Genomic DNA, 19,462 nt, shown 5'->3' on the forward strand with positions numbered 1-19,462 from the left:
CGTCCGTCTCGTCCCGCTCGTCGCTCGCCACGGCCCCAAGGCTAGCCGCCCGTCCTGGCGCCCGCCCCGCCGCCCGCCCCGCCGCCCGGGGCCGGGACCTCGCAGGCCGAGCCCTCGTCGCCGCACGGAGCGGCCGTGACCGAGCGGTACTTCGCGGCTGCCAGCACCATCGCGCGGGCGAAGGGCCGGCCCGCAGGGGTGGCCAGCCAGTGGGCCCGGTGCCGGTGCTCGGCCAGCGCCCAGAGGCAGACGATCCACGCGGAGGTCCCGCGGTAGATCTGGCCCCGGTCGCCGATCACCGTGATCTCGGTGAGCGTGCTCGCGTGGTCGAGCCGGGGGAAGCGCCGACGCGCCTCCTCGGAGGCGGCCGGCACGAGGTCGAGCGGGACGAGCTGACGCTGATTCAGCAGCCAGTGCCGCACATGGACGCAGAGCGAGCACTGGGCGTCGTACAGCACGGTGAGGCGCGCGACCGGGATGTGCGGTGCGGTGGTCACCCGTCACCTCCCGGCGGCCGGTGCGGCCCACGGGCCCTGGTTCGCGGGTCCGGTCCAGCCCTGCGGCGGTACGGGCGGGGTCTGCCTGCGCTCCATCAGACCGCGGCGGCGGATCTTGTTGAGTACGTAGACGTTGCCCAGGTGCATCGCTCCGAGGACCAGCAGCACGACCCCGACCTTCGTCGACAGCGCGTCGAAGAGCTGCCTGGCGTCGGTCACGCTGTCGGCGTTCTTCAGGTAGAGCGTCACGAAGCCCAGGTTCACCAGGTAGAAGCCCACCACCAGAAGGTGGTTGACGGCATCGGCCAGTTTCTCGTTCCCGTGCAGGACGTCGGCCAGGAAGACCTTGCCGTTGCGGCTGAGCGTACGGGCGACCCAGATCGTGAGGGCGACGCTGATCAGCAGGTAGATGACGTAGGCGACAACGGTGAGATCCATGCCCCGAGCTCCCTTGAACGTGTTCAAAAGCTGTTGTCATGGACTGTAGACCTAACTTTGAACATGTTCAAGACGGCTGGATGCTGCGAGCGCGTATCCGAGGGGCATCGCGCCGAGCGAGAGCAGCCAGTCGTACGAGGTCACCCGGGCCAGCGCGTGAGCGGGCACCGCCGACTGGACCGAGGTGTCCCACACCGGGCCCAGGAAGCCCAGTCCGGCCAGGGCGACGCCGTACGCGGTGATCGGCAGCCAGGCGGGCGCGGACGCGGCGAGCAGTGCCAGGGGGAGGGCGTACGTGGCGAGGCCGAGGTTGGCGGCGAGGACGGGGCGGCGTGGCCGGGCCCGGCCCGCGAGCAGTGAGCCGAGCAGCAGGCCCACGGCGCCGGCCTGGAGCAGCGTGATCCAGATCTCCCGGCCGCCGGGCTCGCGGAGGGCGAGGGCGGGCCCGAGTGTCATCAGGACCGCCGCCGCTCCGTTCCAGGCGGCGTGGGCGAGCAGGCTGGTCCAGTACCAGTCGCGCGAACGCACTTCGCCCCAGCCCTCCTTGAGGTCGGCGAGCAGGGAGCGCCGGGGGATCGGCACGTGCCGGACCTTGATGACGGCGAGCAGGGCGGCGCTGACGGCGAAGCTCGCGCCGTCCAGTACGAAGGCCCAGCCGGGGCCCACGGTGAGGATCAGGGTTCCGGCGACCGCCGGGCCGCCGAGGCGGGTCGCGCTGCCGGCCACGGCCATCAGGGAGTTGGCGCGCAGCAGCCCCGGGGGCGCCACGGTGCCCCGGATCAGCGGCGCCGCGGTCGGCATGGCGAAGGCGCCGGCGGCGCCGCCGAGCGCCTCGGCGACCGCGAGCTGCCACAGCTGCGGTGTGCCGCCGAGGAGTTCGACGCCGACGAACACCTGGGTGGCGCACCGGACTACGCGAACAGGCCCTGCTCGACTTCGAGCTGGACCGTCAGGAGTTCGACACCCTGCACAAGCTCGCCGGGCGCGGCGGCACGGCCGCCCCCTCCGAACTCGCCGCGGACCTCGACCTCGCCCCGGCCTCCGTGACCGGCCGCCTGGACGTGCTGGAACGCCGGGGCTTCGTACGGCGGACACCGTCCACGACGGACCGGCGGAGGGTCGTCGTGCAGCTCACCGAGGAGGGCCACTCGACGTGGCTGGGGGCGATGGGCTTCCTCGGGAACGAGGAGTCCCGGCTGCTCGGCGTGCTCGGACCTGACGAACGGGTCCTGCTCAACGACATGCTGCGGCGCGTCATGCTCGTCGCCGAGGACCGGGACTGACGGGGCCTCTGCTCAGGCGCTCATCGAGCGCGCCGAGTTGAGCTGGGCCATGACCATCGGGAAGGTCTCGGGGCCCGTCGCCGGGATCAGCGTCGCGTGGTGCCTGCCACCGCTGGTGACCGTGACCTGGATGAAGCCGGTGGTCTTCTTCTCCTTCATCAGGAGGAAGAGCAGGCCGATCAGACACAGCAGTGCGAAGACGATCGCCAGCACGATCGCGACGGTCGGGATCTTCTCCTCCGTGCGCGACATGTCGGTGGCCGTCCACACCGCTCCCTTGAGGGGCATGGTCCCGGACGGCGTGACGATCGAGTCGTTCATGACGGTGATGTCGCCGAACGCCAGCATCGGCACCCCGCCCTGCATCCCCATCGGCTGCTGAAGGTGGTGGCCCGGCATCGTCGGCTGGCCGTGGCCGGCCGCGGGGTAGCCGTAACCGGGGCCGGGCTGCGCCGCGTTGTCCGGCAGGGCCTGCGGGTAGCCGTAGCCGGGAGTGGCACCGCCCGCCGGATAGCCGTAACCCTGCCCGTCCGGCATCGTGGGCGGGTTGCCGGGCTGCTGCTGCGGCGGTCCCCACGTGTATGAGTCGTCCGCGTACGGATTCGGATCGCTCACAGCATTCCCCGTTCTCTTTTCGTCACAAGCTCCGCATGACCGTACCGCCCACGTGTGGCGGGCGCAGCAGGAGGCCCCGTTCTCCACCGGGACGCGGTGGAGAACGGGGCCTCTGAGCACTCCGTGAACCAGGAGGGGATCAGAAGCGACGCGTGATCAGCGCGCGCTTCACTTCCTGGATCGCCTTGGTGACCTCGATGCCACGGGGGCAGGCGTCCGTGCAGTTGAACGTCGTGCGGCAACGCCACACACCGTCACGGTCGTTGAGGATCTCCAGGCGCTGCTCGCCGCCCTCGTCACGCGAGTCGAAGATGAAGCGGTGCGCGTTGACGATCGCCGCCGGGCCGAAGTACTGCCCGTCGTTCCAGAACACCGGGCACGAGGACGTGCACGCGGCGCACAGGATGCACTTGGTGGTGTCGTCGAAGCGCTCACGGTCCTCGGCGGACTGCAGACGCTCGCGGGTCGGCTCGTTCCCCTTGGTGATGAGGAAGGGCATGACATCGCGGTACGCCTGGAAGAACGGGTCCATGTCGACCACGAGGTCCTTGAGGACCGTGAGGCCCTTGATGGCCTCGACCGTGATCGGCTTCTCCGGGCTCAGGTCCTTGATCAGCGTCTTGCAGGCGAGCCTGTTCTTGCCGTTGATCCGCATCGCGTCGGAACCGCAGATCCCGTGCGCGCAGGAACGGCGGAAGGTCAGCGTGCCGTCCAGCTCCCACTTGATCTTGTGAAGGGCGTCGAGAACACGCTCCTTCGGGTCGATCGAGATCTGGAAGTCCTGCCACTGGGCCTCTTCGGAGACCTCGGGGTTGAAGCGGCGGATCCGGAAGGTGGCCGTGATGTACGGGGAGTCGGCGAAGCCGGCCTCGGGCTCGGGAGCCTTGTCGGACTTCTCCAGGGTGGGGGTAGCCATCAGTACTTACGCTCCATCGGCTGGTAGCGGGTCTGGACGACCGGCTTGTAGTCGAGCCGGATCGACTCGGTGCCGTCGTCGGCGACCTCGCGGTACGCCATGGTGTGGCGCATGAAGTTGACGTCGTCGCGGTTCGGGTAGTCCTCGCGGTAGTGACCGCCGCGGGACTCCTTGCGGGCCAGCGCGGACGTCGCCATGACCTCGGCCAGGTCGAGCAGGTTGCCCAGCTCGATGGCCTCCAGGAGGTCGGTGTTGAACCGCTTGCCCTTGTCCTGGATGGACACGTTCAGGTAGCGCTTGCGCAGCTCGGCGATCTTGTCGACGGCCGTCTTGATGGTCTGCTCGGTGCGGAACACCATCACGTTGGCGTCCATGCACTCCTGCAGCTCCAGGCGGAGCGTCGCGACCCGCTCGGTGCCCGTCGAGTTCCGCAGGCGCTCGACCTGGTCGATGACGAGCTGCGCCGGGTTCTCGGGAAGGTCGACGAAGTCGTTCTTCGCGGAGTACTCGGCGGCGGCGATGCCCGACCGGCGTCCGAAGACGTTGATGTCGAGGAGCGAGTTGGTGCCCAGACGGTTGGCGCCGTGCACGGACACGCACGCCACCTCGCCCGCGGCGTACAGGCCCGGGACGACGGTGGTGTTGTCCGCCAGGACCTCACCCTCGACGTTGGTCGGGATGCCGCCCATGGCGTAGTGCGCGGTCGGCTGGATCGGGATCGGGTCCGTGTAGGGCTCGATGCCGAGGTACGTACGCGCGAACTCGGTGATGTCCGGGAGCTTCGCGTCCAGCTGCTCCGGCGGGAGGTGCGTGAGGTCGAGGTAGACGTGGTCGCCCTCGGGGCCGCAGCCGCGGCCCTCACGGATCTCCGTGTAGATGGAGCGGGACACGACGTCACGGGACGCGAGGTCCTTCATGACCGGCGCGTACTTCTCCATGAAGCGCTCGCCGTCCTTGTTGCGGAGGATGCCGCCCTCACCGCGGGCGCCCTCCGTCAGCAGGATGCCCATGCGCCAGATGCCCGTCGGGTGGAACTGGAAGAACTCCATGTCCTCCAGCGGCAGACCACGGCGGTACGCGGCGGCCTGGCCGTCACCGGTCAGGGTGTGGGCGTTCGACGTCACCTTGAAGAACTTGCCGGTGCCGCCGGAGGCGAAGATGATCGACTTCGCCTGGAAGACGTGGATCTCGCCGGTGGCCAGCTCGTACGCCACGACGCCGGCGGACTTCTTCAGGCCGGTCTCGGGGTCCTCCTGGAGCAGGAGGTCCAGGACGTAGAACTCGTTGAAGAACTCCACGCCCTCCTTGACGCAGTTCTGGTACAGCGTCTGGAGGATCATGTGGCCGGTGCGGTCCGAGGCGTAGCAGGACCGGCGGACCGGGGCCTCGCCGTGGTTACGGCTGTGACCGCCGAAGCGGCGCTGGTCGATCTTGCCCTCGGGCGTGCGGTTGAACGGCAGGCCCATCTTCTCCAGGTCGAGGACGGAGTCGATGGCCTCCTTCGCCAGGATCTCGGCGGCGTCCTGGTCGACCAGGTAGTCGCCGCCCTTGATCGTGTCGAAGGTGTGCCACTCCCAGTTGTCCTCTTCCACGTTGGCGAGCGCGGCGGCCATGCCGCCCTGCGCGGCGCCCGTGTGGGAGCGGGTGGGGTAGAGCTTCGTCAGCACGGCGGTGCGGCTGCGCTTGGTCGACTCGATGGCCGCGCGCATGCCGGCGCCGCCGGCGCCGACGATGACGGTGTCGTACTTGTGGATCTGCATGGTTTCCTCTGGTCCCTCTGTCCCGGCGCCTAGCGGATGTTCGGGTCGAAGGTGAAGATCACCAGCGTGCCCAGCAGGACGGTGAACACCGTGGCGGTGTACAGGAGCATCTTCAGCCAGAACCGGGTGTTGTCCCGTTCGGCGTAATCGTTGATGACCGTACGGAGGCCGTTGGCACCGTGCAGCATGGCGAGCCACAGCATGGTGAGGTCCCAGACCTGCCAGAACGGCGAGGCCCAGCGGCCCGCCACGAAGGCGAAGCCGATCTTGGACACGCCGCCGTCCAGCACGAGCTGGATCAGCAGGTGGCCGAGGACCAGAACGACCAGCACGATGCCCGACAGGCGCATGAAGAGCCAGGCGTACATCTCGAAGTTGGTGCGCGAGCCCTTGGGCGTCTTGCCGGTCCGCTTGCGCGGCGGCTCGATGACCGGGGCCGGATGGTCGACATCGTAGAGGCTCACGCCCTCGACATCGCCGATCGCGGAAGTGCTCTCGGTGGACATTGGCATCAGCTCCCGAAGACTTCGCGTACGGCGTGGCCGAGGACGGGATACAGCGCCCCGACCATCAGCACGACCCAGATGCCCAGCACGGTCCAGAGCATCTGCTTCTGGAAGCGCGGGCCCTTGGCCCAGAAGTCCACGGCGACGATGCGGAGACCGTTCAGCGCGTGGAAGAGAATGGCGGCCACGAGGCCGTATTCGAGGAGCGCGACAAGCGGCGTCTTGTACGTGGCCACGACTTCGTCGTATGCCTCGGGGGAGACGCGGACAAGAGCGGTGTCCAGGACGTGTACGAACAGGAAGAAGAAAATGAGGACACCGGTGACTCGATGAGCCACCCACGACCACATGCCTTCCCGGCCGCGGTACAGCGTTCCAGCCGGCACGGAAGAACCCTCCGGGAGCGGGGATTAGGGTCGGCCGGCTTGACTGTCGGTCTGACCCGGCCGGGTACGGTCCACCGGCCCCGGCCATCGTAGCGACGCTTTGTCGGTTCGTTCGCCCCGGGGCCTCTGGTGTGATCAAAGTGGCAATCAAACAGGCACGGACGGGCTAGAGCATCCCAAATGGCACACCGGGAAGCGGGCCCCTCGTCGGATCCTCGTCCGTCACCAGCTCGATGATGCGCGCCCGGGCCAGCCGCCGCATCTCGTCCGCCGTGACAGCCCGCTCCTCGTCCGGGTCGTGTGCCAGTCTGGCCCTGATCCCGGCGAGCACCTGATCCACGTGCTGGGAGGGCCGGTGGGCGTCCAGGCTGATCACGAAGACATGGCCGAACCGGCTCTCGTACGCGGCGTGGGCGGCCCGGAGCGCGAGGTGGGCGGCGCGCGGCGCGGCGTGGTGGAGGCAGGGGGCGGTCTCTCCGGCGAGCGCCTCGGCGATATCCGTGGGAGACAGGTCGTAGCCCGCTTCGTCGGAGGCGGCGAGCAGGGCGCCGAGGTCCGGGTACGGGCGGTGGGCGGCCATCCGCAGGGCCCAGCGGTGGCTGCCGCAGCACTCCAGGAGGGCCGCTTCGGCCTCGTCGCGCGGCGCCGTGTTGAAGCGGGTGAGGCCCGCGGAGTGGTCGCCCGCCGGTGCGGGCGCCGGTGCGGGACGCCGGTTCTGGACCGGTATGGCCGCCCGCCCGGCCCGCTGCGGCGGTCGCTTCGGCAGGCCGGCGTGGGACTCGCTGGACCTGGACAGCGTGGACTCCTCGAACGGATGGCATCTGTGCCCCTGAAGAGGGGGCGGAGGGCAACGAGGTTGCATGGGTGGAGAGAGTGAAGAAGGTGAAGGGAGAGGCGAATGTGCCGTAACGCTAGCGAGAGAGGGCGACGGCCGTCCGGGGTGCGGCGGAAAATCACCCGGACGGCAGAGTTTCGGACCACTGCTGTGCGGCTTCTGGACACCCGATGGAACGATCCGGAATCAGGCAGACCGCTTTACCCTCACATATGACCCGTTGTCCCCTATTTCGGAGGTACTGACCGATGTCGCCCTCACGCGGTGCGCTTCTGACCGGTGCGGCTGTCACGGCTGCCGCCGCCGTCGCCCTCACGGTCGTCGTCTGGCCGGACGACTCCGACGACGAGCGCAGAGGCAGCACGGCGGCGTCACCGGCCCGTGCCACTCCCTCCCCCTCCCCGTCGCGCAGCTACCCGCTCTCCTCGGAGCCCCGCACCATCCCCGCCGTACGCGAGCACGAGGCGGCCCGGGGGCCGGGATGGCAGCCCGGACGCGGCAGCGCGGTCGTCATAGCCGACGGCAGCGACGCGCTCAAGGACGAGGCCGAGCTCCTCGCCAAGGAGCTGAAGATCAGCTACCGGGGCGAGGTTCCCGCCCGCGCGGGCGATGTCGAGCTGGCGCTCGGTACCGCGGGCAAGGGCGCCCCCGAGTCGTACACCCTGAAGACGGGTGACGGGCGCGTCACGATCAGCGGACCCGACCAGGCGGGTGTCTTCTACGGGACCCGCACCCTGAAGCAGGCCCTGCGCACCGGAGGGGTCGTGCCCGAGGGGGAGGTGCGTGACGAACCCGACCGGCCCCAGCGGGGACTCAACCTCGACATCGCGCGCAAGCACTACACCGCGGACTGGATCGAGGACCGGCTGCGCGACATGGCCGACCTGAAGCTCAACCAGCTCGGCCTGCACTTCTCCGACGACCAGGCGTTCCGTATCGAGTCCCAGTCCCACCCCGAGATCGTCTCGGCGGATCACCTGACCCAGGCCGAGGTGCGGCGGATCGTGGACCTCGCCCGCTCCCTGCACATCAAGATCGTCCCCGAGATCGACTCACCGGGACATCTCGGCGCCGTGCTCCGCGCCCACCCCGATCTCCAGCTGCGCAACGCGCAGGGCGTGGCGTCGACCGGCTCCCTCGACATCTCGAAGCCCGGAGCGGCGAAGATCATCGACGAGCTGATCGACGAGTACACCAAGCTGTTCGGCGGCTCGTACTTCCACCTCGGCGCCGACGAATACCGGGCGCTGACGGTGCAGAACCCCGCGGCCTCGTACCCGCAGCTGCTGCGCGCCGCCCAGCAGAAGTACGGCGCGCAGGCCGACATCGAGGACCTCGCCACCGGCTGGCTCAACGACCGCGCCGCGGTGGTCCGTGGCGACGACAGGACGCCGAAGGCGTGGAACGACGGGTTCTTCCGCGGCGGAACCGTCGCCGCGGACAAGGACATCGAGGTCGAGTACTGGACGGGCAAGGAGATCGGCGCCCGGGAGCCGCAGGAGTACCTGGGCGAGGGGCGGCGCGTGGTCAACCTCAACGACGAGTACCTCTACTACGTGCTCGGCGAGCCCAACCAGTTCGTCTACCCGACCGGGGAGCGGATCTACGAGCAGTGGACCCCGCTCGTCCTGCGCGGCACCCGGCCGGTGGACTCCCGCTACTCCGACCAGATCCTGGGCGGCCGGTTCGCCGTCTGGGGCGACCTGCCGAACGCGCAGACAGCGGAGCAGGTGGCGCAGGGCATCCGGATGCCGCTGCGCGCCGTCAGCCAGAAGCTGTGGGACCCGCGGACGCCGAAGCTGAGCTGGGCGCGGTTCCAGGACCTGGCCCGGGAGATCGACCGGACGGGCTGACCGGCAACCCCATGGACAGGCTCGTGCGCCGACGGCTAGGTTCCGCATGCCGTGCGCTCCGGGGAGGGGCGTCGGCTCATACGCCGGCACCACGCCCTGGGGGGCTTCCACAGCATGCTCTGCACCACATGCGGCACCAGACCGTCCGTCACCGCTGACGGGCGCTGCGCGCTCTGTGCCGGTACCAGCACGGCCCCGCCGCACGGCCTCATGGCCCCGATGCCGGTGCCGATGGCCGAGGCACGGCATCGGCTGCGTTCCCCGGAGGGGCTCGCCAAGGCCGTCGTGAGCCTGCTCGCCCTCGTCATCGTGACGGACGTGGTGGCCATCGCCGCCGGGCTGAACGTCCGCGGCCTGCTCGGTGACGCCATCGCGGACGACTTCGAGACCTTCGACGAGGCCGCCGCCGACCGCGCCGACCTGCTCTACACCGGCGCGGGCGCCTTCCAGGTCCTCGCGCTGCTGGCCACCGCCGTCGTCTTCGTCATCTGGTTCCACCGGGTGCGGCTGAACGCCGAGGTGTTCGACGCGGGCGCACAGCCGATGAAGCCGGGCTGGTCGATCGGCGCGTGGTTCGTCCCGATCGCCAACCTCTGGCTGCCGCGCAGGATCGCGGGCGGCATCTGGACCGCGAGCGCCCAGACCAACGCCGACGGCAGCTGGCGCACCGTCTCGCAGGCGCCGATGAATCTCTGGTGGGGCGTGTGGGTCGTCTCGGTGCTCTTCACCCGCTACACCTCCAAGCGGTACGAGAAGGCCGAGCTGCCGCAGGAGATCATGGACGCGGCCGGACTGGTCCTCGCGTCCGACGCACTCGACATTGTGGCCGCGGCGCTGGCGATCCTCTTCGTCCGGACGCTGACCCGGATGCAGGGGGAGCGAGCCGCGCTCGGCACCGTTCCGCGATGACCTGAATTCGCCGTCCGTCTCCCGGTGTACTCCCACCCCGGCAGCGAACACTTCCGGACGAGTGACGATTTTCAGCCACTCGGCGCAGTACGGGGCAAGGGCAATGCCATGCCCCGAACGAGGGAGACGTCGATGAGCCTGCTGGAACGGATCGCCGAGGCGGACGAGCGGGGGCTGGCCGCGAGCGCGCTGGCCTGCCTCGAACGCTGCTCGCCGCCCGCCGCCGACGGCGCATCCGAACCGCTGCGCCCGCTCTGGGCGAGCTGCGCGGACGGCCGGGAATGGGCCGCCCGTCTGACTGCGGCTCGTGCGGCGATGACGGACGGGGGCGAGGACGAGCCGGCCTCGCCCGTACGGAAGATGCTCGACGCCGCCCCGTCCGACTGGGCCGCCGAACCGCTGCGGGAGTGGGCGCGCACCTGCTCGCTGCTCTCGCTGGAGTTCCACGGCCGCTTCGACATGGCCGTCGGCGGGGACACGGGCGAGGACGCCGACGAGCGGCGGGCGCGGTGGAGCGCGGGTGACGTGCGGGATGCCGGGCCCCTGGTGGCGGGCGAGCTCCGGCGCCAGACCGAGATCCTGGAGACCCTCGCGGAGCCCGCGGACCCGGCCGGTGGCGCGAGCGGACTGCGCGGCGCCCTGGAGCGGGCGACCGAGGGCCGGCGTGTGCTGCGCGCGGTGATGTCGCGCCGGGCGCGCGGCAGGTCCTGACCGACGAGGCTCCCGGCCCGGCTCGCCTGCCCGACCGTACAGCCCCGGACACAGGCCGGAGCCCCTCGGGTCAGGCCGAGGGGCTCCGGTGTCGGTGGGCGCGAGGTGACGCGCACCGGTGGGGTGTGACGGGGCGTTACGGGGCCAGCGGAGTCAGTCCGATCCGGAGGCCCTTGGGTGCGCCCAGCTGGTACGTCCCGTAGTACACGGTCGTCGAGGGCAGGATGCCCTTGGTGACGTGGTTGTCGAGCTGGAGCAGCGTGCCGTTGTTGGCGTCCTCGCCGTCCGCACCGAGGGTCATGTCCGCCCGGGTGTCGCCCGTGACGTCCGCCAGCGAGACGGACGAACCGAGCCGGTCGTCGGTCTCACTGGTCCCGGGGATGTCCGTGGTGTCCTGACCGATCAGGACCGCCCCCGAACTGGTGGGCCCGGTGGCCGTGCCACGGACCAGGAGGGCGGTGCCGGCGTTGCTGCGGAGCGCGCCGGACCGGGTGACGTCCTCCCCCGGGACACCGGCGAGGATGTCGGCGTAACCGTCGAGGTTGACGTCGCCCACGGAGACCGACCAGCCCATGTTGTCGCCGCTCTCGCCGCCGCCGGGCACACCCGAGGTGTCCTGGTGGTACAGCTTGCGGCCGGTCGAGGTGAGACCGGTCGAGGAGCCGTACACGACGCTGACGGCGCCGCCCTTGGCGGTGTGGCCGGACTCGCTGTTGTACGGCTGGCCGACCACGAGGTCGGTGGCGCCGTCGCCGTTGACATCACCCGCGGCGAGCGAGCGTCCGCCGCGCGCGTCGAGCACGCCGACCCGCTGGAGACCGGTCGCGGAGCCCTTCAGCCACAGCAGCCGGCCGATACCGCCCGGGTCGCGGAAGCTGACGGCGACGTCGGTGTAACCGTCCTTGTTGAAGTCGCCCGTGGCGGAGGTCGGGTAGCCGACGGCGCCGCTGTACGCGGAGGAGCCCAGGTAACCCGCCTTCGGGGCCCCGGTCCTGCTGTCCCAGGCCCACCAGCGGCCCGGCTTTCCGGGGGCGACGGAGAAGACGTCGTCCATGCCGTCGGCGTTGAAGTCGCCCGCGGCGACCGAGAAGCCGAGCTTGTCGCCGCCGACGCGGGACGAGCTGGTGATCGCGTGGCCCTTGCCGGTGTTCAGGGCGGGGCCGTACATCGCGATGACCGTGCCGTTGTCCGCCTGCGTGATGTTCTCGCCCGGCGAGCCGATGACCAGGTCCGCGTATCCGTCGCCGTTCAGGTCGCCCCAGGCGTTGGAGTAGCCGAAGTTGTCACCGGCCTCGGAGCCGCCGGGTACACCGGCACTGCCCTGGTCGAGGGTGCGCTTCGTGGCGGCGTCGGGGCCGGCCTGGCTGCCCGGCAGCACGGTGATCCGGCCGTCGCTGCCCGACGCCTTCGGGAGGCCGACGATCAGGTCGCTGATGCCGTCCCGGTTGAAGTCGTCGGTCGCGATGGCCGAGTTGCGGCCCGCTCCGGTGGCGAAGGCACGGATCGCGGGCAGCTTGTTGTACAGGTTGATGCCGGGGCACTCCGTGGCGAAGCCGTCGCGGTGACCGGAGATGGTCCTGAGCGTGGCCTTCGCGCCCTTCTTGTACACACCGGTGTCGGCGGCCGCCGTCAGGGTGACCGAGGTGTTCGGGCTCACGCCGTACTGGCCGAGCTTCCACGCGGCAACCCGGGCGGCCGAGTCGAGGGCGGCCGGGGTGGGCTTGCCCGTCTCGAAGTTGCCGAGCAGCGCGATGCCGGTGGAGTAGGAGTTGAAGCCGTACGTGTGCGCGCCGAGGACGGGCAGGTCGGCGCCGCCCTCACGGCCTTCGAAGATCTGACCGCACTTGTCGACGAGGAAGTTGTAACCGATGTCCTTCCAGCCCTCGTAGTCGTCGGCGGTCGTCGCGGTGTCCTTGCCGCGCGGGGTGACGTGGTACGCGTAGATGCCGCGGACGAGCGCGGCGGACTCGGCGCAGCTGTAGTCGTTCGAGCCCACCGTGTGGTGGACGAACACGGCCTGGATCTTCTCGATGTACTCGGGGTCGCTGTAGTTCGTCGCGAGCGACTTGTCCGGGCCCCAGCCGGCGCGCAGCGTCATCGCGGGCCGGTTCACCGTGGAGGGCGGCGCGGTCGGGACGGTCGGCGTGGGCGACGGGGTGTCGGTCGGGGTCGCGGTCGGCGAGGTGGTGTCCGTCGGTGTGGCGGTCGCCGTCTCGGTGGCCGTCTCCGTCGGCGTCGCGGTCTCCGTGGCGGTCTCGCTCGGAGTCTCGCTCGGTGTCGCGGTCGCCGTCTCGGTGTCCGTCGGGGTTGGTGTCAGGGTCTCCTCGACGGCGAACGACGCGCTCTGCGCGTCGGCGCCCGGGGCCGCGGCCTCCTTGGCGGTGACGCCCGGGTCGACCAGGGACAGTTCGAGTCCCTTGGGCAGCCCGTCGGCTGCCGTGCCGTCGGCCCGCAGGACCCGCGCCTCGACCGCGTCGGAGGGCCCGACCCACAGGGGTTCCGACATACCGGGCAGCTTCGCCTCGTCGTCGTCACGTTCCGCGCCGAGGTGCTGCTCCAGGTGCACTTCCAGCCAGTTGCTCCACAGGCCGGTCTCACGGCTGCGGGTGCGTACCTCCGCCGTGCCGTCGACCGTCGCCTCCGGGTCCGCCCAGACGACGCCGACCATCGAGAAGGGGGCGGTGTCGGTGCGCGGCAGGGCCCGCTTGGAGTCGCCCGTGCCCTTGAGGGTCAGCTCGTGGACCGATGCCTTGCGGACCTTCGCCCCCTGATCCTCGGGAGCCTCGGGATTGGCTATGGCGACGGTGACCGCCCCCGCGCCACCGAGCACGACCGCGCCGATGGTCAGCCAGGCGCGACGCTTCAAGTTCATCGGTCTGTACGCATGCGAACTGCGCGGGCTCAAATGCCCCACCCCTCAAGAGAGTTCAAGTACCCAGAAGTCCATCGAGCCCCACCCGCCACAGCGGCGGCCCGGGGTACCCAGCGAGGCCCGGGGCTCAAACGTCACACCGAAACCCGTGAAGGTGACGCGCCTCACAGGGGTGGCCGATGGGCCTGCTTCGGGTGCGGAGAGAGTGACGTACGAGGTGGGCGAATGGTTGTACGTATGTGAGCGGTTCCTTGAGCCCTGGCTCGTGAGAACGAACACAGTCCTCTTCGCGTGATGTTTCGGGGCTCCCCGTCGCTGGGTCAGTGTCGGCGATCGCCGGCACGGCGAGGGGCAGGGGGAATCATGGATGGGGACGAGCGGGCGCCGTTGCCCGGGGCCTCGGCGATGCGCGCCTACACATCGGCGTTCGTCACCGGGCTCACCGCGCGCAACCGGTTACCTCTGGACTACTCCGTCGCCAGCCTCCGGCTCGTGGACCTCGTCGTCGACGGCCTGCGGCGCGACCGGCCCCGGCGGGACCAGGTCGACGGGATCCTGCTGGGCCTCGGCGCGTACACGGGCGAGGTGATCGTCCGCAGGGCCGGTGGTGTGTGGGTGGACTTCGACGCCGCGCAACGGGAGCTGTTCCGTCAGACGGTCGGGGTGCGCATGCCCGACGGGCGGGTGTGGAATCCGCTCGGCAAGGTGGTCAACCGCTTCGAGTCGGGCCCCGAGGAGTCGGTGCAGCGGCTGTATCTCCTCATGCACGGCCGCTCGGGCCGGCGAAATGCCTTCTGCGGGTAGCCTGTTCGATTCCGCCGGTAGGAATCCTGTGACGTTTCTGTGGCCGCGGGCGCAGAACGGGAAGTAGGGGCGCCGCCCCTACGGGAGCACGGGCACGGCGGTAGTGCCGGAACAGGCGTTGATTAGGGAAGTGTTGGGCACGGGCGGGGAACAGCGCCGCAGGGAGATGTACGACGCCGAGCTCGGCGACGCCGTCGAGCGGGCCCAGCGGGGGGACGAGGAAGCATTCGCCGTCGCGTACCGGCTGGTGCAGCCCGGCCTTCTGGGCTATGTGCGCGGGCTGGTGGGCGACGACGCCGAGGACGTGACCTCCGACGCGTGGCTGGAGATAGCCCGCGATCTGGGACGGTTCCGCGGCGACGGTGCCGGGTTCCGCGGCTGGACCGCGATGATCGCCCGCAACCGCGCGCTCGACCATCTCAGGAAGCAGAAGCGGCGGCCCCGCACCACCCTGCTCGAACAGGACGTCCTCCAGTTGCCCGGTGGCCACGACACCGCCGCCGCGGCCCTGGAGACGCTCTCCACCGAAGCGGCGCTGGAGATCATCGGCACGCTGCCGCGCGAACAGGCCGAAGCGGTCCTCCTGCGGGTCGTGGTGGGTCTGGACGGAGCGGCGACGGCGCGCGTGCTCGGCAAGCGTTCGGGCGCCGTCCGCACCTCCGCGTACCGCGGACTCAAGAGACTGGCCGAGCAGTTGTCCCCGGGCGGGACGGGCGCTGTGACAAACAGGACGCGCCGTACGCTGAGGGATGAAGCATGAGAAACGAATCCCAGCGGCAGCCGAAGGCGCCGGAGACACCCGAACTCGCCGCGCTGCTCGCGGTGGCCCGGCGCGCGGAGACTCCCGACGCGGACGGCGAGCTGCGCGCGACCGCCGCCTTCGTGGCCGCGCGGGACGGGGGAGCCCACGCCGTGCGGTCCCCGTGGTGGCGGCGGCGCGACGACTGGCGTCCGGCGAAGGGGCGGCGAGGTGCGCGCCCGGCCCGGGTGATGGTCGGCGGGTTCGTGGCGGCGGTGACGCTCGGCGGGGTGGCGGTGGCCGCGGGCACCGGGGCGCTGCCGACGCCGTTCGGTGACGGAAGGAAGAGCGCGCCGGACTCCGTACGTACCCCGCACGGCGACCCGGCGACCCCCGGCGGCTACCGCTCGGGCGGGAGCGCTCCGGCGCCGGACGGAGACGGTACGGCGAAGAAGGCGACGGCCGCGCCCGGCCCCGCGGAACCGCCTTCACCCGGTACGGACGGGCGGCGGAACCATGCCGCGCTCTGCCGGCTGTACGCCAAGAACCGGGACAGCGGGAAGGCCACGGACTCCACCGCCTTCGCCCGTCTGGAGGCAGCCGCGGGCGGGGCGTCGGAGGCGGCCGTGACGGCCTACTGCGACGGGCTGCTCGGCCGGCCGGCACCGGGCCCGAAGGACGCCACGGGTGATCCGGGCGGCCAGGACAAGCCGAAGAAGAGCACGCAGGGCGGTGCGGGGAGCGAGGGCCCGGCCGGAGCCTCCGGCGGTGGCACCAGCGGGGCCGCGAGCGGCGGCAGGCGCGGACCGGACGGCGGCTGACCGGTTGCCGGACGGCCGGCGCCGGCTGTCCGGTTGCGGCTGACCGGCCCTCGGGCGGCCGGCGGGGAGCGGCCGCGACGGCTCGTGCGCGGCACGCGGAGAGGGGTGGGACGACGACCGGGGCCGCCACCCCCCACAGGAGAGGCCCCGGCCGTCTTCCACGAGGCCGCGGAACGGCCCCGTACTCATCTCAGCGTCGTGAGTGCGTTTTCTGTCACACCGCATGGTGTCGGCTGACTGTTGCGGGTTGTACAAGTCATGGACGCGGCACCGGGCGAGCACGTAGCGTGCTGAGTCGCGCAGAGTGGCGCAGCAGTGGTGACCAGCTGCGATTCATGACAGCAGGGCGGGTTGAGGGAGTGCTGGGGGACGACGCGGAGCTGACTGCCGCGGTGCTCGCGGCACAGGACGGGGACGAGGACGCCTTCCGTGCTGTGTACCGCGCTGTGCAGCCACGGCTGTTGGGCTACATACGGACACTGGTCGGGGACCCGGACGCCGAGGACGTGGCGTCGGAGTCCTGGCTGCAGATAGCCCGGGATCTCGACCGGTTCAGCGGTGACGCCGACCGCTTCAGAGGGTGGGCGGCCCGGATCGCGCGCAATCGCTCCCTCGATCACCTGCGGATGCGGAGCAGGCGCCCCGCGATCGGCGGTGACGAAACCGAACTGACGGGCAAACCGGCCGAATCCGATACGGCGGACGAGGCGATCGAGGCGCTGGCCACCGGCCGGGCCATGTCCCTCATCGCCCAGCTTCCCCAGGACCAGGCCGAAGCCGTCGTCCTGCGGGTCGTCGTCGGCCTCGACGCGAACAGCGCGGCGCAGACGCTCGGCAAGCGCCCCGGCGCCGTACGCACCGCGGCGCACCGCGGACTGAAGCGGCTGGCGGAGCTGGTGGGCGCGGACCACGGCGCGGAGGGTGAGCCGCCGGAAGGCGGCGCACCCGGCTCGGAGCTCGGAGCTGTACCCTCGCAGCGCCCGGCCCGCAACGGTGTGGCGGCCCCCGCCGGTGTTACCCACGGTGTGACGCATTCGCGTCCGTGGACGCAGAAGGACATGTGATGGCCGACGAGCGGTACGAGTGGCTCGACAAGGACGCGGCGGAGCAACTGCTCCGCGGCGAGCCGGTCGAACCCGCCGACGATCGCGCCCGTTCCGACGCCCTGCGGCTCGCCGCCGCACTGGATGCGGCCAGGACCCTGCCGCCCGCCGAGGGCGAACTGCCCGGCGAGACCGCCGTCCTCGCCGCGTTCCGCGAGGCGGCGCACACCCGTCGCACGAGCGGCGCCGGTGCGGGACGGGTCACCGCCGAGGCGCAGGACACCAGGGCCGGGCAGCCCGCCGCATGGCAGGACAGGCTTCCCTCCGTACGGATCGGGGGCGGGCGTCGGCCCGCCGGGCGCCGCCCGCGCTGGAGCCGTCCCGCCCGTTACGGCCTCGTTCTCTCGCTCGCGGGCTGCGCGCTCGGCGGGGTGGCGGTCGCCTCCGGCGCCGGCATGTTCCCCGGACCGTTCGGCGGCCAGGGCGCGCCGCTCCCGGCGGCCTCCGTATCGGCGGCGGCGACCCCGGACGAACTGGCCTCCGAACTCCCGCAGGACCGGGGCCCCTCCCTCACTCCGCCCGGCACGGACCCCGGCCCGCGCACCTCGGACCCGTCCGAGGGCACCACGCCGGGAAGCGGTCACAGCCGGCACGACGGCGACGACGGACCCACCGAAGGGCCGAGCACCGGCGACACCGGTCCGGACGGGCCCGGGGGCACGTGGCGTCCCGGGGACGTGGTTGGTGGGGACGACGCGTCCGAGCAACCGGGCGAGGCCGACACCGGCGAGGTGTACGAGAAGGCCGCCCAGGCGTGCCGGGAGTACCGCGAGGGCACGCTCGACCGGGCCGCCAGGCGGCGCCTCGTCGAGATGGCCAGGAGCGAGGACAACCTGGACCGGTTCTGTGCGCGCCTCGACGGCAAGGACGGCAAGGGCGGCGAAGGGGACAAGGACGACGAGGGCGGCAAGAACGGCGGTGCCGGGAGTCCCGACGGTGCCGACGGTTCCGGTGACGGTGGCGGTTCCGATTCCGGTGACGGTGGTGGTGGCGAACAGGGCGAGGGCGGCTCCGGATCGCTCCCGTCGATCTCGTTCCGCACGGCCCCGCTGTCCCCCGACGCGTCCCTCGACGCATCTCCCGAAGCGTCCCTGGACGCGGGCGCCGGCTCCGCTCCGGCGGCGTCCGTCACCTCCGCGCCGGCTTCCCGCTGAGACCCGTTCACCTCCCCGGGCGACCGCCCGGACCACAGGTGTGACATTTTTCGGCGGCCGGACGCAGTAGTGAGTGAGCCGACTGGTCATCGGCCGCGCAATGAGCCGGGGTTCCCCCCGTACCTTCGGCTCAGCGCATCTGGCGCGGGCGGGACACGTTCCCCCGGTCCCGCCCGCGCCTCTTCCCACCGCGCAGCCGTCCCCCGCTCACCAGTGGACGACGACCTTGTCGCCGTTCTTCACCTGGGCGAAGAGCGAGGCGATCTTCCCCTCGTCCCGGACGTTCACACAGCCGTGCGATGCGCCGCTGTAGCCGCGGGCCGCGAAGTCCGGGGAGTAGTGGACCGCCTGGCCGCCGCTGAAGAACATCGCGTACGGCATAGGGGTGTCGTAGAGCGTCGAGACGTGGTGGCGGGACTTCCAGTACACGGAGAACGTGCCCTCACGGGTGGGCGTGTACTGCGAGCCGAACCGCACGTCCATCGACGAGAGGACCTGTCCGTCGATCATCCAGGAGAGGGTCCGGCTGTTCTTGCTGATGCACAGGACGCGGCCCTTCACGCAGCGCTCGTCGGGCTTGGCCGCGGGGCGTTCGGTGGGCGGGGTCAGCTCGGAGGCCGTGGGCCTCCGCGTCATCGCGAGGAGCTTCTGCCAGGTGACGGTGTCGGTGTCGCCCGTGCGGGGAAGACCCCGCTTGCCCTGGAAGGACTGCACGGCGGTGACGGTGACGGGCCCGTAGTAACCCGTAGGGGTGCGGCCGAAGTGGCCGATCTGGCGGAGCCGGGCCTGGAGCTCCCGTACCTGCGTTCCCTGGGAGCCCGTCGCCATCAGGGCCTTCGGCCGCGGAGGCGCCTCGGTGCTCTTCGCCGGGGACGGCGTAGGTGAGGCCGTGGACGGGCTCGCGGCCGGGCCGCTCGCGCCGCTGCCCGGTTTCGCGTCGCTGGTGGCGCTCCACGTCGCCGGGGGCGACACCCGCTGGGCCCCGCCGGCCGTCTCCGGCGTGCAGCCGGTGGCCAGGGCGGTGACGGCGAGCATCCCGGCAACGACCGCCGCGGTGGTACGCGTCCGGCCGCCCTTCGCGTTCACGCTGGTTCGTCTCATCCTCTGCCCCCTGGGCTCGCCCACTGCTCCGGTGTCTCCTTGGACGGATTCCCGCTCTGCCCGGTTGCCGAATCCCGCACATGATGGGGAGCGTCGGTCGGGGACGGGGGGAAGGCCCTGTGAGCAAGGTCCCAGCCGGTGGCCCTCCGCCGCCCGCCC

General features: G+C 71.2%; 19 protein-coding genes and 1 pseudogene. 9 read left to right on the forward strand and 11 right to left on the reverse strand.

Features of this window, described 5'->3' with window-relative positions; all coding sequences use genetic code 11:
* Window positions 1-41: 41 nt before the first annotated feature.
* The 3 genes and pseudogenes from AC07FA_RS24540 to AC07FA_RS24550 all read right to left on the reverse strand — a co-directional run.
* Complete coding sequence (locus tag AC07FA_RS24540) at window positions 42-497, reverse strand: thiol-disulfide oxidoreductase DCC family protein (protein WP_479078204.1); 456 nt, start codon at window positions 495-497, stop codon at window positions 42-44.
* A gap of 3 nt (window positions 498-500) precedes the next feature.
* Window positions 501-935: a hypothetical protein gene (locus tag AC07FA_RS24545; protein WP_479078205.1), complete on the reverse strand. Its 435-nt coding sequence runs from the start codon at window positions 933-935 to the stop codon at window positions 501-503.
* A gap of 84 nt (window positions 936-1,019) precedes the next feature.
* Window positions 1,020-1,850: pseudogene (locus tag AC07FA_RS24550) on the reverse strand (MFS transporter); the annotation flags it as partial.
* On the opposite strand from AC07FA_RS24550, the gene AC07FA_RS24555 reads away from it, so the two are divergent.
* Window positions 1,796-2,218, forward strand: a complete 423-nt coding sequence (locus AC07FA_RS24555) for a MarR family winged helix-turn-helix transcriptional regulator (protein WP_479078206.1) — start codon at window positions 1,796-1,798, stop codon at window positions 2,216-2,218. The pseudogene AC07FA_RS24550 and the gene AC07FA_RS24555 overlap by 55 nt on opposite strands.
* A 12-nt stretch (window positions 2,219-2,230) precedes the next feature.
* Here AC07FA_RS24555 and AC07FA_RS24560 read toward each other — a convergent pair whose 3' ends face one another.
* From AC07FA_RS24560 to AC07FA_RS24585, 6 genes are all read right to left on the reverse strand, one after another.
* Window positions 2,231-2,833 (reverse strand): hypothetical protein, encoded by a 603-nt coding sequence (locus tag AC07FA_RS24560; RefSeq protein WP_479078207.1) that lies wholly within the window; start codon window positions 2,831-2,833, stop codon window positions 2,231-2,233.
* 139 nt (window positions 2,834-2,972) lie between these two features.
* Complete coding sequence (locus tag AC07FA_RS24565; RefSeq protein ID WP_479078208.1) at window positions 2,973-3,749, reverse strand: succinate dehydrogenase iron-sulfur subunit; 777 nt, start codon at window positions 3,747-3,749, stop codon at window positions 2,973-2,975.
* The gene (gene sdhA, locus AC07FA_RS24570; protein WP_479078210.1) at window positions 3,749-5,509 is read right to left on the reverse strand and encodes a succinate dehydrogenase flavoprotein subunit; all 1,761 of its coding nucleotides are present in this window, start codon (window positions 5,507-5,509) and stop codon (window positions 3,749-3,751) included. Before sdhA ends, AC07FA_RS24565 begins: the two co-directional genes overlap by 1 nt.
* 29 nt (window positions 5,510-5,538) lie before the next feature.
* Window positions 5,539-6,015, reverse strand: coding sequence for a succinate dehydrogenase hydrophobic membrane anchor subunit (locus AC07FA_RS24575; protein WP_383792754.1), 477 nt, complete (start codon window positions 6,013-6,015; stop codon window positions 5,539-5,541).
* A 5-nt stretch (window positions 6,016-6,020) separates the two neighbouring features.
* Window positions 6,021-6,401 carry a succinate dehydrogenase, cytochrome b556 subunit gene (gene sdhC, locus AC07FA_RS24580; protein ID WP_453531430.1) on the reverse strand — a complete coding sequence of 127 codons (381 nt, stop codon included), beginning with the start codon at window positions 6,399-6,401 and terminating at the stop codon, window positions 6,021-6,023.
* Window positions 6,402-6,567: 166 nt separating this feature from the next.
* Entirely contained in the window at window positions 6,568-7,128 is a 561-nt protein-coding gene (locus AC07FA_RS24585; protein WP_479078280.1) for a 2-oxo-4-hydroxy-4-carboxy-5-ureidoimidazoline decarboxylase, read from the reverse strand.
* Between the two features lie 356 nt (window positions 7,129-7,484).
* On the opposite strand from AC07FA_RS24585, the gene AC07FA_RS24590 reads away from it, so the two are divergent.
* The 3 genes from AC07FA_RS24590 (at window position 7,485) to AC07FA_RS24600 (ending at window position 10,709) form a co-directional block, all read left to right on the forward strand.
* A complete protein-coding gene (locus AC07FA_RS24590) occupies window positions 7,485-9,089 on the forward strand; it encodes a beta-N-acetylhexosaminidase (RefSeq protein ID WP_479078211.1) in 1,605 nt (534 codons plus the stop codon).
* 114 nt (window positions 9,090-9,203) lie between these two features.
* The gene (locus AC07FA_RS24595; RefSeq protein ID WP_479078212.1) at window positions 9,204-9,998 is read left to right on the forward strand and encodes a DUF4328 domain-containing protein; all 795 of its coding nucleotides are present in this window, start codon (window positions 9,204-9,206) and stop codon (window positions 9,996-9,998) included.
* A gap of 132 nt (window positions 9,999-10,130) precedes the next feature.
* Window positions 10,131-10,709, forward strand: coding sequence for a hypothetical protein (locus AC07FA_RS24600; protein WP_479078213.1), 579 nt, complete (start codon window positions 10,131-10,133; stop codon window positions 10,707-10,709).
* 136 nt (window positions 10,710-10,845) lie between these two features.
* Here AC07FA_RS24600 and AC07FA_RS24605 read toward each other — a convergent pair whose 3' ends face one another.
* Window positions 10,846-13,581 (reverse strand): FG-GAP-like repeat-containing protein, encoded by a 2,736-nt coding sequence (locus tag AC07FA_RS24605; RefSeq protein WP_479078214.1) that lies wholly within the window; start codon window positions 13,579-13,581, stop codon window positions 10,846-10,848.
* Between the two features lie 363 nt (window positions 13,582-13,944).
* Here AC07FA_RS24605 and AC07FA_RS24610 point away from each other — a divergent pair, with 363 nt between their 5' ends.
* The 5 genes from AC07FA_RS24610 (at window position 13,945) to AC07FA_RS24630 (ending at window position 18,202) form a co-directional block, all read left to right on the forward strand.
* Entirely contained in the window at window positions 13,945-14,385 is a 441-nt protein-coding gene (locus AC07FA_RS24610) for a hypothetical protein (RefSeq protein ID WP_479078215.1), read from the forward strand.
* 133 nt (window positions 14,386-14,518) lie between these two features.
* Window positions 14,519-15,145, forward strand: a complete 627-nt coding sequence (locus AC07FA_RS24615) for an RNA polymerase sigma factor (protein ID WP_479078282.1) — start codon at window positions 14,519-14,521, stop codon at window positions 15,143-15,145.
* Window positions 15,142-15,945: a hypothetical protein gene (locus tag AC07FA_RS24620; RefSeq protein ID WP_479078216.1), complete on the forward strand. Its 804-nt coding sequence runs from the start codon at window positions 15,142-15,144 to the stop codon at window positions 15,943-15,945. The genes AC07FA_RS24615 and AC07FA_RS24620 overlap by 4 nt, the downstream gene beginning before the upstream one ends.
* 359 nt (window positions 15,946-16,304) lie before the next feature.
* Complete coding sequence (locus AC07FA_RS24625) at window positions 16,305-17,009, forward strand: RNA polymerase sigma factor (protein ID WP_479078284.1); 705 nt, start codon at window positions 16,305-16,307, stop codon at window positions 17,007-17,009.
* On the forward strand, window positions 17,009-18,202 hold the full coding sequence (locus tag AC07FA_RS24630) for a hypothetical protein (protein ID WP_479078218.1): 1,194 nt from the start codon (window positions 17,009-17,011) through the stop codon (window positions 18,200-18,202). Before AC07FA_RS24625 ends, AC07FA_RS24630 begins: the two co-directional genes overlap by 1 nt.
* Before the next feature lie 207 nt (window positions 18,203-18,409).
* Here AC07FA_RS24630 and AC07FA_RS24635 read toward each other — a convergent pair whose 3' ends face one another.
* Window positions 18,410-19,303: a L,D-transpeptidase family protein gene (locus AC07FA_RS24635; protein WP_479078220.1), complete on the reverse strand. Its 894-nt coding sequence runs from the start codon at window positions 19,301-19,303 to the stop codon at window positions 18,410-18,412.
* Window positions 19,304-19,462: the final 159 nt, after the last annotated feature.

The sequence above is a fragment of the Streptomyces sp. NPDC045968 genome, from assembly GCF_056430475.1.

Coding starts and splice junctions, on each gene's coding strand:
- AC07FA_RS24635 (WP_479078220.1), bottom strand. CDS start 19,303: ATGAGACGAACCAGCGTGAACGCGAAGGGCGGCCGGACGCGTACCACC.
- AC07FA_RS24595 (WP_479078212.1), top strand. CDS start 9,204: ATGCTCTGCACCACATGCGGCACCAGACCGTCCGTCACCGCTGACGGG.
- AC07FA_RS24590 (WP_479078211.1), top strand. CDS start 7,485: ATGTCGCCCTCACGCGGTGCGCTTCTGACCGGTGCGGCTGTCACGGCT.
- AC07FA_RS24600 (WP_479078213.1), top strand. CDS start 10,131: ATGAGCCTGCTGGAACGGATCGCCGAGGCGGACGAGCGGGGGCTGGCC.
- AC07FA_RS24630 (WP_479078218.1), top strand. CDS start 17,009: ATGGCCGACGAGCGGTACGAGTGGCTCGACAAGGACGCGGCGGAGCAA.
- AC07FA_RS24620 (WP_479078216.1), top strand. CDS start 15,142: ATGAGAAACGAATCCCAGCGGCAGCCGAAGGCGCCGGAGACACCCGAA.
- AC07FA_RS24565 (WP_479078208.1), bottom strand. CDS start 3,749: ATGGCTACCCCCACCCTGGAGAAGTCCGACAAGGCTCCCGAGCCCGAG.
- AC07FA_RS24575 (WP_383792754.1), bottom strand. CDS start 6,015: ATGTCCACCGAGAGCACTTCCGCGATCGGCGATGTCGAGGGCGTGAGC.
- AC07FA_RS24605 (WP_479078214.1), bottom strand. CDS start 13,581: ATGAACTTGAAGCGTCGCGCCTGGCTGACCATCGGCGCGGTCGTGCTC.
- AC07FA_RS24545 (WP_479078205.1), bottom strand. CDS start 935: ATGGATCTCACCGTTGTCGCCTACGTCATCTACCTGCTGATCAGCGTC.
- sdhA (WP_479078210.1), bottom strand. CDS start 5,509: ATGCAGATCCACAAGTACGACACCGTCATCGTCGGCGCCGGCGGCGCC.
- AC07FA_RS24610 (WP_479078215.1), top strand. CDS start 13,945: ATGGATGGGGACGAGCGGGCGCCGTTGCCCGGGGCCTCGGCGATGCGC.